The sequence below is a fragment of the Bradyrhizobium sp. P2_E8 genome (genome assembly GCF_056403875.1).
This window is the reverse complement of sequence record NZ_JBFUES010000123.1, coordinates 1-11,830: the sequence shown is the minus strand read 5'-3', so window position 1 is coordinate 11,830 and position 11,830 is coordinate 1. Positions and strand designations below refer to the sequence as shown.

Genomic DNA, 11,830 nt, shown 5'->3' with positions numbered 1-11,830 from the left:
GGCCGACGGTCCAGTAGTCGTAGCCGTACCAGCTCGCCCCGGCCAGCGCGACGATCGCAGCGCTCATCAGCAACACTTTGCGAAGATTGAGCTTTTGTCGGTGGACGCGGGTTGGCGCGGCGGGCAGGACGCCCTCCAGAGCGGTTGCCGGAAGGGCGGTCTGGACGGCAGCAGTCGGGGTGGTGTGGACGGTCATGGCCGGCTCCCCTGAATTAGGAAACTTGATAATTTCCAAAATGAGACTAGCTTCCGAATTGTCAATGGAATGACAGGCATCATGTAAAGACATGGCTCGAGCAAAATCGTCAGACGCAAAATCTTCGGGGGAGTGCCGCCCGCGTGGACGGCCGCAACTACGCAGCGACGAGGACACGAAGGGAATCGTCCTCGACGTTGCGCGGCAGGCCTTTGCCGGTGACGGCTATGCGGCGACCAGCACCGAGGAACTGGCGCGCCGCGCCGGCATCTCGACCAAGACGCTCTATCGTCTGTTCCCCGGCAAGGCCGCGCTGTTCGAGGCGATGTGCGCCGACAGGCTCGAGCGGCTGCTTTCCGCGGTCGATCTCCAGGCCAGCGACGAGGTCGACATCGAAAACAGCCTGCGCTCCGCGCTGCTGGCCTGCGCGGATCTTGCGCTCGATCCGGAAGTCGTGGCGTTGCAGCGCATGGTGCTGCAGGAGTCGGCCGCATTCCCGGAACTCGCCGCCAACTTCTACAAGAACGGCATCTCCCGCACCGTCACGGCGCTCGCGGGCTGGCTGCGCGCCCAGGTGAAGAAGAAGCGCATCGCGCTCGACGACGTCGAGGAGGCCGCCGGCATGCTGATCGGCATGGTCGCATCGGCGCCGCAGCGTGCGGCGATCTATGGCGGGGTGGCGTTGCCGTCCCGCAAGGACATCGAGCGTCGCGTCAAGACCTGCGCGGCGCTGTTTCTGGACGGCTGTCGCGCTGCCTAGGCCCGGCAGCCGCCCTTTGACAATCCGGTCGGCTTCGGCTATCTATTTCGCATGCGAAATAACGACGCCGCATCGAGGCATCATCGGCTGATCTACCTGCTCAGCGTCGCACAACGTCGGCTGCAGCGCTGGATGGCCGCGCAGCCCGAGAACGAGGTGACGCCGGCGCAGGCGGGGCTGTTGTTCATCCTCGGCAGACAGGACGGCGTTCTGATGGGAGAGGCGGGCGCGGCGCTCGACATGGGGCCGGCCGGCATTTCCGGCCTCGTCGATCGCACCGCGGCCGCAAGGCTGATCGAGCGGCGGGCCGATCGCGAGGACGGACGCGCCTGGCGCGTGTGGCTGACGCCGAAGGGTCGTGCCGCGCTGGCCCAGGCGAAAACCTCGGCCGCGGCGATCAACGCGGCGCTGACAGAGGGATTTTCCAGCGCGGAGATCGACATCGTCGCGCGCTGGCTGACGAGCATTCAGGACAAGTTTCCAAGAGACCCTGCAAGAGATCCAGAGGAATAAGAGGAGAGCCCAATGACCGAGCACGTCCGGATCGAGAACAACGGTGGAATTCTCACGCTCACGCTGGCGCGTCCCGACAAGAAGAACGCGCTGACCGATGCGATGTACGGCAAGCTCGCCGATGCCATCGAATCCGCCGAGTTCGATCCGCCCGCCCGGGTGATCCTGATCCGCGGCGAGGGCGACATGTTCACCGCCGGCAACGATGTCGGCGAGTTCGCAGCCGTCGCGAGCGGAAAGTCGGAAGGAAGCCGTAACGTCATACGCTTCATCCAGTCGCTGGCGCGCTGCACCCGGCCGCTGGTCGCGGCCGTGCAGGGCCGCGCAGTCGGCGTCGGCACCACGATGCTGTTGCATTGCGACCTCGTCGTGCTCGCCGACAACGCGCAGCTCTCGACGCCCTTCGTCAGCCTCGCGCTGGTGCCGGAGGCCGCCTCCAGCCTGCTGATGCCGGCGCGCATCGGCTATGCGCGGGCCTACGAGATGTTCGCGCTCGGCGAGACGGTGCCGGCGAAGGCCGCGCTGGAATGGGGGCTTGCCAACCGCGTCGTCCCGCTCGACAAGCTCGACGCGGAGGCCCTCGCGCTGGCGCAGCGGCTCGCCCGCCAGCCGGCCGGCGCGCTCACCGCCACCAAGAAGCTGATGCGTAACGGCGAGGCGCTGGTCGCGCAGATGCAGGCGGAGGGCGAGCAGTTCGCGCAGCGCCTGCGCACCGCCGAGGCGCGCGAAGCGTTCACGGCCTTTGCCGAGCGCCGAGCGCCCGATTTCACGAAAGTCGGGTAAAGAGCGGGCCGCCCAAATGGGTGCAGGCGGAGCCGCCTCAAATCGACTAAAACCTTAACGAAACATTGGCAGGTTGCGATGCAGGGTGGCCACTCGTGAAGAGTAGGCCCCTTGACCCCATGGCAATGTTTAAGAAATCGGTAAGCTCGCTTCTTCTGACCYTGATGGCCCTGCTTGCGGCCGGCGCGCTGGCCAGCACGGCGATCCAGATGGTCGGGGCCTTCGGGCGTTACAGCGACAGTCTCGAAACCGCGCGCCTTGCCGCCGCCGACAAGGCGATCTTCCATGGTGTGCTGTCCTTGCGAAACAATCGCGGCGATGCCCAGAGTGCCATTCTTGGCGAGGACGATCCCAAGGCAAAACTCGCCGAAGCCGAGAAGGCCGAGCAGGGCGGCTATGAAGGGATCAGCGCCGCGCTCGCGACCGTCGATTTCGCCCGCCGCGATGAACTCGCGAACACGCTGAAGCAGCGTTGGAACGAGGCGGCGCCGCAGTTTCAGCTGTTCTACGACGAAGCCAAGCGTCCGCGGGCCGAGCGCAAGATGGAGCGTACCAATGCCTGGTACGATGCCGTCACCAAGGTCATCGACACCGCGAACCTCGCCTCCACCGCGGTGTCAAACCGCGCCTGGATGAACGATCCCTACATCGCCCGCATGATCCAGGTCCGCCGCTTCGCCTGGCAGGTGCGCGACCGTTATGGGGTCCATTGTTCGTCGCTTCGCCCGAACGTCAACAGCAGCAAGCCGCTCGACGACGTTCAGAAGCGGTCGGTGGCGCAATGGGATGGCACGATCGCCTCTGGCTGGGCGGGGATGGCCGAGTTGCTGGCTGCGCCCGAGGTGACGGCGGAGCTGGTTACGGCAGCGTTGGACGCGAAGGCCAAGACCGACGGCGTCCTGAAGCAGATCGGAGAGCTCACCAGGAATTTTGACGGCAGCGGCAAGCCCGCGATGCCCGCCTCGGAGTGGAATGCGCTGTGCCAGTCGCCGTTCGCGCCCATTGTCGCGGTCGCGAACAAGGCGCTGGACCAGTCGATCGCGCGCGCCGAGGCCGTTCAGGCCAAGGCCCTCACCAATCTCGTCGTGCAGTCGCTCGCCTTCCTCGTGGCACTCGCGGTGACCTTGGCCGGCGTCTATGTGGTGCGCACTCGCCTCATGCGTCCGGTGCGCGCCATTCTGGATGCCATCGCCCGCATCGGCGCGCGTGACTACGCGACACCGGTTCCGCAATCCCGGTATCCCGACGAGTTCGGCACCATGGCGGCCGCACTCGAAAGCCTGCGCGAGAGCGCCGCGACCGCGGAGCGTCTCGGTCAGGAACGTGAATCGCAGCAGGCGCTCCAGCTTGCCCGCTCCGGCACCGTCGATGCCGCCTGCCGCAGCTTTGACGACACCGTGCAGGCCGTCATCCACAGCGTTGCCGCGTCGGCGCGGGAGCTCGACGCGACGGCGACCGATGTGCGTACGCTGGTCTCGGAATCCAGCAGCCAGACCGCGGCGGTCGCCTCCTCCGCCGAGCAGGCCACCAACAATCTCGAGACCATCGCGGCCGCGACCGAGGAGCTCTCGGCGTCCGTCGGCGAGATTTCGGCGCAGGTGCAGTCGAGTGCGCGCGAGGCTCGCGAGGCCGTCTCGCAGGCCGAGCGGACCAACGCCACGGTCGAGATCCTCGACCAGACCGCAAGCCGCATCGGCGAGGTCGTGAAGATGATCAACGCCATCGCCGGCCAGACCAATTTGCTGGCGCTGAATGCCACCATCGAGGCTGCGCGCGCGGGCGAGGCCGGCCGCGGCTTTGCCGTGGTCGCCGGCGAGGTCAAGAGTCTCGCCGCCCAGACCGCGACGGCCACCGAGGAGATTTCCCGCCAGGTCGAGGAGATCCAGGGCGCGACGGGGCAGGCCGTGACCGCCATCCGCTCAATCGGCGGCGCCATCAGCGGCATCGACGAGAAGATGACCGCAATCGCGGCCGCCGTCGAACAGCAGCGGGCGGCCACCACCGAGATCTCGCGCAACTTCCAGCAGGCGGCGCAAGGCACCCGCGAGGTCACCGACACCATCGGCAGCGTCGCCAAGCTCAATCAGGAAACCGGCAACGCCGGCACGGTGCTGTCGGACTCCGTGAAGAAGATGTCGGCAGACGCCGACCGTCTCCGCGTCGCGGTCGAAGGTTTCCTCGGCGCGGTGAAGACCGCATAACTTTCACATCTCTGTTCCAGGGGAACGCGGATCGGCATTGCCGCCGATCCGCGCCCCGGGTACATCTGTCGTGCCGCGCGAGTGCGGCGGTAGATGTGCGAGAATATCAGGGATGGAGAGTTCGATGCCGGTTACGCCACACCACAAGGCCCAGCGCCCCTATCGCGGGGTGTTCCCGGTCGCGCCCACCATCTTCGACGAGCGCGGCGAGCTCGACCTCGAGGGCCAGCGCCGCTGCATCGATTTCATGATCGACGCCGGCTCGCACGGCATCTGCATCCTCGCCAATTTCTCCGAGCAGTTCGTGCTCACCGATGCCGAACGGGAAACCGTGATGCACGCGGTCCTGGAGCAGGTCGCCGGGCGGGTTCCGGTGATTGTCACCACCACCCATTTCAGCTCGGCCGTCTGTGCCGCGCGCAGCAAGCAGGCCGAAGCGGCGGGGGCCGCCATGGTGATGGTCATGCCGCCCTATCACGGCGCGACCTTCCGGGTTCCTGAGAAAGGCATCGTCGAATTCTTCAGGGTGCTCTCGGGCGCAATCAACATTCCCATCATGATCCAGGACGCACCGGTGGCCGGCACGCCGCTGTCGGTCGAGCTGCTCGCCCGGCTGGCGCGCGACTTCTCCAACATCCGCTATTTCAAGATCGAGGTGCCGGGCGCCGCTGCAAAGCTCCGCAGCCTGATCGAGGCGGGCGGCAAGGATATCGAAGGCCCGTGGGACGGCGAGGAGGCGATCACGCTGTTGGCCGATCTCGACGCCGGCGCCACCGGCGCCATGACCGGCGGCGGCTATCCCGACGGCATCCGCCAGATCATCGATCCCTATTTCKCCGGCAAGCGCGAGGAAGCGAAAGCCGCCTATGAGCGCTGGCTGCCGCTGATCAACTACGAGAACCGCCAATGCGGCCTGATCGCCTGCAAGGCAATGATGCAGGCCGGCGGCGTGATCAAATCGGACGCCGTGCGCCATCCGCTCCAGCCGCTGCATCCCGCGACGCGCGCGGGGCTCTTGGAGCTGGCAAAGGAGCGCGATGCGCTGGCGCTGCGGTGGGGGAAGTAGCCTCCGCCGTCGTCCCGATGATCTCCGCTGTCGTCCCGGACAAGCGCGCCCCAAGCGCGCGCAGATCCGGGATCCATAACCACAGGATGCGGTTTGACGAAGACTCGGAGTTATCAGCCTGCTCCATAACCCCTCCCTGGGGTTATGGGTCCCGGCCTTCGCCGGGACGACACCGAGTGCGAGGGCGCCCTGGCCTGATCCCGCCGGCTTCCATCTGCCCGAAGGCGTCGAATTAGCGCGGCTCTGGCCGTTTCCCGCGGCCCRGCGATGACATATTGTATGCTCGCCAACCAAGCCCGCGGAGCATCTCAGGACATCGCATAACAGCTCTTCACTATGCCGCTATCCCGAGCCAGGTTGGCGCGAACCGACAGAACAGGGAGGCAGTGCCATGACGATGAGGCCGGATCCCACCTTTCACGCATCGCCAAAGCTTGCGATGGAAGCACCTGCGGAGAACTTTGCCTACACGTTGCTGCTCAGTCCGGATTTCTCAAAGCCGGATGCTCTCGCGGTCATCGACGTCAAGCCGGGATCGCCGACCTATAGCCAAATCGTCCACACCGTGACGATGCCCAACAAGGGCGACGAGTTTCATCATTTCGGCTGGAACGCCTGCTCCTCCGCCTTGTCGCCACTCGCCGGACACGCCTTCATCGAGCGGCGCTATCTCATCATCCCCGGGCTGCGCTCGTCGCGGATCTACATCATCGATACCAAGCCCGATCCGACCAAAGCCAAGATCCACAAGATCATCGAACCGGAGGAAGTCTTCAAGAAGACCGGCTACTCGCGGCCGCACACCATCCATTGCGGGCCGGACGGCATTTACGTGAGCACGCTGGGCGGCGGCGGCAAGGACGGTACCAGCGGACCTCCAGGCGTTTTCATCATGGATTGCGAGACGTTCGAGGTGCTTGGACGATGGGAGATCGACCGCGGCCCGCAGACATTGCATTATGACTTCTGGTGGAATCTGCCGCGCGATTACATGGTGACGAGCGAATGGGCGTTGCCGCCGCAGTTCGAGAACGGGATCGTCCCGGAGGATCTGCTGTCGAACAAATATGGCCATCGTCTCCACTTCTGGGATCTCCGCGCCCGGCGCAACGTGCAGACCATCGACCTCGGCGCCAATCATCAGATGGCGCTGGAGGTGCGGCCCGCGCACGATCCGGTTCGCGAATACGGCTTCGTTGGCGTTGTGGTTGACACCACCAACCTCGAAGCATCGATCTGGACCTGGTGGCGCGAAGGCGGAAAATTCCATGCCGAGAAGACGGCGACGATCCCTCCCGAACCCGCGCCAAAGGAGCAGCTCCCGCCGCTGCTGCAGGGATTTGGCGCCGTGCCGCCGCTGGTGACCGACATCGACCTGTCGATGGATGACCGGTTTCTCTATGTCTCGTGCTGGGGCACGGGTGAAATGCGCCAGTACGATGTGAGTGATCCGCGAAAGCCGAAGCTTGCGGGCTCCGTTCACATCGGCGGCATCGCGCGCCGTACCCCCCATCCGAACGGCAAGACATTTGCGGCAGGTCCGCAGATGGTCGAGATCAGCCGCGACGGCAGGCGCGTATACTGGACCAATTCGCTCTATTCCACCTGGGACGACCAGTTCTATCCCGATGGGGTTCCGGGCGTGGAGGTCATGGCCAATGTCGGTCGCAACGGCGGCCTCGAGCTCGACAAGGACTATTTCGTGAGCTTCCCCGACGGATATCGCGCGCACCAGATCAGGCTCGAGGGCGGCGATTGTTCGACGGACTCCTTTTGCTACCCGTCGGTCTAGATGGGGGGCACGCGAGCCCGGCGCTTGGCTGGCTCTGGCTCGCTCTTGTCGCGAGCGGTCTCTACCACGGGGTCAATCCGGGAATGGGATGGCCGCTCGCCGTTTCGGCCGGGCTCATGGACAGGAACCCACGCGCGCTCTTCCGTGCGTTGTGGGCCCTGTCGGCCGGGCATCTCCTGGCAACTCTTCTCGTGCTGCTGCCATTCGCGTTCCTGCTCATGCTGGCCGAGTGGCAACGTCCCATCCAGATCGGCGCGAGCCTTCTCGTCATCGGCTTCGGTGTCTATCGCTTGATCGTGCGGCGCCATCCCCGCGCGCTGGCACGAATTGCGCCAACGCGATTGGCGCTCTGGTCATTTGCCGTGGCCATTGCTCACGGCGCCGCCTYGATGCTCGTGCCGATCTATCTCGGGCTCTGCCGGGCCTTCGAGCTCGATGCCGGCCATGAGGCGGCGGGCGCGCTGATGAAGGCGAGTCTCGGGATGGCGGTGCTGGTGTCCCTGGTGCACGTTGCCGCCATGGTCGGCGCCGGCGGATGCCTGGCGTGGCTGGTCTACCGCTATCTGGGATTGAGGTTCGTCTCGCGTAGCTGGTTCAATCTGGATGCAGTCTGGGCGACCAGTCTCGTTCTGGTTGGCGCGGTCGCGCTCGGCTTCAATCTTGCGAGCTGGCGCTGAGGTCTACCGCGGCAAAGCCCACTCGGCGATGATGCGGAATCGCGCCTTGGTCTCGTCCTGCCTGAACAGGGCGAGGCGGTCGATCGCCAGCGTGTCGAGACGAAGCGACGCGAACCGCGTCTGCAACATCTCCAGGATCGGGCCGCGGCGCTCTGCATCCAGCCGGCCGGTCAGGGTCATGTGGAAGCGGAATTCTTCCATTACGTAGGGGTAGCCCCAGCGGTCGAGATAGTCGCGCTGCCGCTCGCTCAGCTTCTCCGGCTTGCGCCGCGCGCGGTCGTCTGCAGTGAGAGCGGCGCGAAAGGAATCGAACTCGCGCGCGCAATCGGCGGCGAGCTGCTGGAGCGCATCGACCGGCTCGGCCGGGATGACGGCGATGAAGCCGCTGATGGTGTCGACGATCGGGCGAATCGCCGGGATCGGCCGTGCCTTTTCGGCGAATGTCGCGCAGGCTGCCATAAGCTCCGCCTCGGTGCGGCCGGGCGCGAGCGACATCGGCGCCTTCAGCGTGGCATGGAAGCCGTATTTGCGGGGATCGGCAGAGACGTCACTCCAGTCCGGCGCGACGTGCAGCGCCTCGCGCGGGAACGGCTCCTCGTTGCCGGTGTAGGCGTCATAGCCGAGCAGCGCGGCACCGAAGCGGGTCAGCGCGCTGTCGGCGCCGGCGGCAAAATAGATCGCGTAGCGGGGAATCATTGCTCGAGCATAACCGGTTTATGCCGCGACGACAGCCTCGCGCGGCGCCGCCGCCGCGCTGAGCAGTCGCGTCGCGTCGGTGAGATGCACGAGCTTCCCGCCCGATATCACCGCGACCAGCCGCGGCCGCAGCCGCACGGTGTCGTCGACCAGCAGGATGTCGGCGCGACGTCCTACGGCGAGAATGCCACGGTCGGCAAGGCCGGTCGCGCGCGCAGGCCCCGCCGAGACGAGGCTCCAGGCCTCCGTCAGCGGCAACACGCCATCGGCGGCGAGGCGGAACGCGGCGAGCAGTTGCGCGGGATAGTAGTAGTCCGACGCCAGCACCGAGCAGAGCCCCTTTGCGATCATGTCGGATGCCCGGGTCCAGCCGGTGTGGCTGCCGCCGCGCACGACGTTCGGCGCGCCGTAGACGATGGCATCGCCGTGGCTCGCCGCCGCCCGCGCCGTGTCCTCGTTGATCGGAAACTCGGCGATCATCGCGCCGAGCTCGCGAAACTCCTGGCGCATCGCGGGTGTCGCGTCGTCATGCGAGAGCATCCGCACGTCCGCCGCGCGTGCAGCCGCCGCGAGCCGCGACACGGAGGCCGGAACTTCGGCGGCGCGCGAGATCACGCGGTCGACCAGTCTGTCAAAATCCTCGCTGGACAAGCCTGTGCGCTCCACCATGCGGTTGCGCTTGCGCGGATTGGAGATGTCGGCAACGACCCCGTCCATGTGGTCGTTGAAGGCAAACAGGTCGACGCGGCCCTCGGCGAGCCACTGGCTGATCTCAGCCTCGGCATCGACATTGTAGGTCTCGTGCCGCAGATGGAAGCGAGTGTCGGCAGCAAATTGCGGACGCTGCCGCTCGATCGCCTCCATAAGGCCGCGCGCATTGTCGGCGCTGCGCAGGCCCGGCTCCCAAGAGCAGGTTGTGGCGTGAAACACGGTGGTGATGCCGTTGCTGATCGCCTGGCGGTCACTGTCGGCGAGCGCGACGTCGATCGGGAAGTCCACGCCGGCGCGCGGCATCATCTGCCGCTCGAAGGCATCGCCATGCAGATCGACGATTCCCGGCAGCACCAGCAGATTGCGCGCATCGATCGCGAGCCGAGCCCGGCCGCGGGAGGCATCGACCTGTGCGATGTCCGTTCCGGACACGCTGAGTGAAGCCTCGACCAACTCGGTGCCGATCAGGGCCCGGCCGCCCTCGAGGAAAATGTCTGTCACGCGACCGCGCTTCGTTTGTTGGCAGGGGAGTGTGCCCGTGCTTCATACGTGGAGAGAAAATCTTCAATCCCGAGCTTACGGAAATCGGGCAGCGCTTCACGCAATTTGTCGTGATCCCAGTCCCACCAGGCCAGGCGCGCAAGCCGTCCGGCGATCTCTTCCGAGAAGCGGCGCCGCACGATCCGCGCGGGATTGCCGGCGACGATGGTGTAGGCCGGCACGTCCTTGGTGACGATGGCGCCGGCCGCGATCACGGCGCCAGTGCCGATGTTGCGGCCCGGCAGCACGATCGCGCCATGGCCGATCCAGACGTCATGGCCGATATGGACGTGATGCTGGCGCCGCCAGTCGAAGAAATCCGTGTCGTCGCTCTCGCCTTCGAAATAGGCGCTGGAACGATAGGTGAAGTGCGCCTGCGTCGCGCGATGCATCGGATGATTGCCGGGGTTGATGCGCGTCATTGCCGCGATCGAGCAGAATTTTCCGATCGTCGCGTAGGTGATCTGACAATCGTTCACGACATAGGAGTAATCGCCAATCGTGACTTCATGCAGGATCGTGCGCGCGCCGACCTCGGTATAGGCGCCGAGCCTGGTCTCATGAAGCTTGGCCGAGGGATCGATGGTCGGGTGGACTGAAAGGGCTTCGCCGGCCATGTCGTATCCGAAGCGTGTGGGCGGGCGTTCCTCTTCGAGCGGCTCGATGACAATGTCATGACGCGGCGATGACAGGGGATGACGTGTGTTGGATCGACGCACCGCAACGTGCATGTCACACAAGTGTCAAGCGTCGGCGTTAGCGGTGGGTCCCAGCTACTCTGGAGCCCTGCATGCTGGTGGTTGAAGGTCTGACGTGCCGCTTTGGCGCAAAAGCCGCGGTGGACGACGCTTCGTTTCAAATTTCCCCGGGTGGATTCGTCGGGGTGATCGGACGATCCGGCGCCGGCAAGTCGACCTTGCTCCGGACCATCAACCGCCTGGTGACGCCGACGCAGGGACGCATCCTGTATGACGGCATCGACGTCACCGCGCTGCGCGGCAAGGAATTGCGGCAGTGGCGGGCGCGCTCGGCGATGATCTTCCAGCAATTCAACCTCGTCGGCCGGCTCGATGTTCTCACCAACGTCCTGATGGGGCGTCTCGCGACGATGCCCGCCTGGCGCTCGTTGGCGCAGGTCTGGCCCGAGCAGGACAAGGCGCTTGCCATGTCCGCGCTCGAGCAGTTCGACATCGCCGCGCTCGCCGCCCAGCGCGCCGATCAGCTCTCCGGCGGCCAGCAGCAGCGCGTCGCGATCGCCCGCGCGCTGGTGCAGCAGCCCGACATCATCCTCGCCGACGAGCCGATCGCTTCGCTCGACCCGCGCAACACCAAGATCGTGATGGATGCGCTGCTGCGCATCAACAAGCATTTCGGCATCACCGTGCTCTGCAACCTGCATTCGCTCGACCTGGCGCGCAGCTATTGCGACCGCCTGATCGGCATGGCGCAGGGCCGTGTGGTGTTCGATGGCGCGCCGTCTGCGCTGACCGATCACGTCGCGCGCGAACTTTACGACCTCGAAGCCACCGACGTCATGGGCGGCGCGCCGGCGCCGGCGCCCGAGGGCATTCCGGCGCTTGGAACGGCGGCTGCCGCCTGAGCCGCATCGCTTCTCTAGTTGCCAGTTTTTTGCGTCAACCGACCCCAACCGATGAAGAGGGTATCATGATCACTCGCAGATTAGTTCTTGCCGGCGCCGCCGCGCTCGCGTTCACGACTTCAGCCTCCGCCGACGACTGGAAAGCCAAATATCCCGAGCTGACCTTCGCGGTCATTCCGGCGGAAAACGCCTCGGGCGTTACCGAGCGCTGGGCGCCGTTCATGAGCTATCTCTCCAAGGAATTGGGCGTGAAGGTCACGCTGCGCATCGCCAACGACTATGCTGCCGTGATCGA

At 65.7% G+C, this 11,830-nt stretch carries 12 protein-coding genes and 1 pseudogene; 9 read left to right on the top strand and 4 right to left on the bottom strand.

Annotation, left to right across the window (positions count from 1 at the left end):
- Positions 1-196, bottom strand: a pseudogene (locus tag AC1D00_RS09605) (HlyD family secretion protein); the annotation flags it as partial.
- Positions 197-287: 91 nt separating this feature from the next.
- Here AC1D00_RS09605 and AC1D00_RS09600 point away from each other — a divergent pair.
- The 7 genes from AC1D00_RS09600 (at position 288) to AC1D00_RS09570 (ending at position 7,988) form a co-directional block, all read left to right on the top strand.
- Entirely contained in the window at positions 288-956 is a 669-nt protein-coding gene (locus AC1D00_RS09600) for a TetR/AcrR family transcriptional regulator (protein WP_477010509.1), read from the top strand.
- 51 nt (positions 957-1,007) lie between these two features.
- The gene (locus AC1D00_RS09595; RefSeq protein WP_477010508.1) at positions 1,008-1,469 is read left to right on the top strand and encodes a MarR family winged helix-turn-helix transcriptional regulator; all 462 of its coding nucleotides are present in this window, start codon (positions 1,008-1,010) and stop codon (positions 1,467-1,469) included.
- Between the two features lie 12 nt (positions 1,470-1,481).
- Positions 1,482-2,252, top strand: a complete 771-nt coding sequence (locus AC1D00_RS09590; protein ID WP_477010507.1) for an enoyl-CoA hydratase — start codon at positions 1,482-1,484, stop codon at positions 2,250-2,252.
- Positions 2,253-2,371: 119 nt separating this feature from the next.
- Positions 2,372-4,453 carry a methyl-accepting chemotaxis protein gene (locus tag AC1D00_RS09585; protein ID WP_477010506.1) on the top strand — a complete coding sequence of 694 codons (2,082 nt, stop codon included), beginning with the start codon at positions 2,372-2,374 and terminating at the stop codon, positions 4,451-4,453.
- A gap of 124 nt (positions 4,454-4,577) precedes the next feature.
- Complete coding sequence (locus tag AC1D00_RS09580; protein WP_477010505.1) at positions 4,578-5,519, top strand: dihydrodipicolinate synthase family protein; 942 nt, start codon at positions 4,578-4,580, stop codon at positions 5,517-5,519.
- Positions 5,520-5,910: 391 nt separating this feature from the next.
- Positions 5,911-7,311 carry a selenium-binding protein SBP56-related protein gene (locus AC1D00_RS09575; protein ID WP_025576530.1) on the top strand — a complete coding sequence of 467 codons (1,401 nt, stop codon included), beginning with the start codon at positions 5,911-5,913 and terminating at the stop codon, positions 7,309-7,311.
- Positions 7,312-7,394: 83 nt separating this feature from the next.
- A complete protein-coding gene (locus AC1D00_RS09570; RefSeq protein ID WP_477010510.1) occupies positions 7,395-7,988 on the top strand; it encodes a hypothetical protein in 594 nt (197 codons plus the stop codon).
- Positions 7,989-7,991: 3 nt separating this feature from the next.
- On the opposite strand, the gene AC1D00_RS09565 is transcribed toward AC1D00_RS09570, so the two are convergent.
- The 3 genes from AC1D00_RS09565 to AC1D00_RS09555 are packed head-to-tail and all read right to left on the bottom strand — an operon-like array spanning position 7,992 to position 10,552.
- Entirely contained in the window at positions 7,992-8,684 is a 693-nt protein-coding gene (locus tag AC1D00_RS09565; RefSeq protein WP_477010504.1) for a DUF1045 domain-containing protein, read from the bottom strand.
- Positions 8,685-8,702: 18 nt separating this feature from the next.
- Positions 8,703-9,896, bottom strand: a complete 1,194-nt coding sequence (locus tag AC1D00_RS09560) for an alpha-D-ribose 1-methylphosphonate 5-triphosphate diphosphatase (protein ID WP_477010503.1) — start codon at positions 9,894-9,896, stop codon at positions 8,703-8,705.
- Entirely contained in the window at positions 9,893-10,552 is a 660-nt protein-coding gene (locus AC1D00_RS09555) for an LbetaH domain-containing protein (protein ID WP_477010502.1), read from the bottom strand. Before AC1D00_RS09555 ends, AC1D00_RS09560 begins: the two co-directional genes overlap by 4 nt.
- A gap of 173 nt (positions 10,553-10,725) precedes the next feature.
- On the opposite strand from AC1D00_RS09555, the gene phnC reads away from it, so the two are divergent.
- Together phnC and AC1D00_RS09545 are read left to right on the top strand one after the other, a co-directional pair.
- A complete protein-coding gene (phnC, locus tag AC1D00_RS09550; protein WP_477010501.1) occupies positions 10,726-11,535 on the top strand; it encodes a phosphonate ABC transporter ATP-binding protein in 810 nt (269 codons plus the stop codon).
- A gap of 65 nt (positions 11,536-11,600) precedes the next feature.
- The coding region (locus AC1D00_RS09545) for a PhnD/SsuA/transferrin family substrate-binding protein (protein WP_477010500.1) at positions 11,601-11,830 on the top strand (230 nt) is incomplete at its 3' end.

Coding starts and splice junctions, on each gene's coding strand:
- AC1D00_RS09600 (WP_477010509.1), top strand. CDS start 288: ATGGCTCGAGCAAAATCGTCAGACGCAAAATCTTCGGGGGAGTGCCGC.
- AC1D00_RS09595 (WP_477010508.1), top strand. CDS start 1,008: ATGCGAAATAACGACGCCGCATCGAGGCATCATCGGCTGATCTACCTG.
- AC1D00_RS09590 (WP_477010507.1), top strand. CDS start 1,482: ATGACCGAGCACGTCCGGATCGAGAACAACGGTGGAATTCTCACGCTC.
- AC1D00_RS09575 (WP_025576530.1), top strand. CDS start 5,911: ATGACGATGAGGCCGGATCCCACCTTTCACGCATCGCCAAAGCTTGCG.
- AC1D00_RS09565 (WP_477010504.1), bottom strand. CDS start 8,684: ATGATTCCCCGCTACGCGATCTATTTTGCCGCCGGCGCCGACAGCGCG.
- AC1D00_RS09555 (WP_477010502.1), bottom strand. CDS start 10,552: ATGGCCGGCGAAGCCCTTTCAGTCCACCCGACCATCGATCCCTCGGCC.
- phnC (WP_477010501.1), top strand. CDS start 10,726: ATGCTGGTGGTTGAAGGTCTGACGTGCCGCTTTGGCGCAAAAGCCGCG.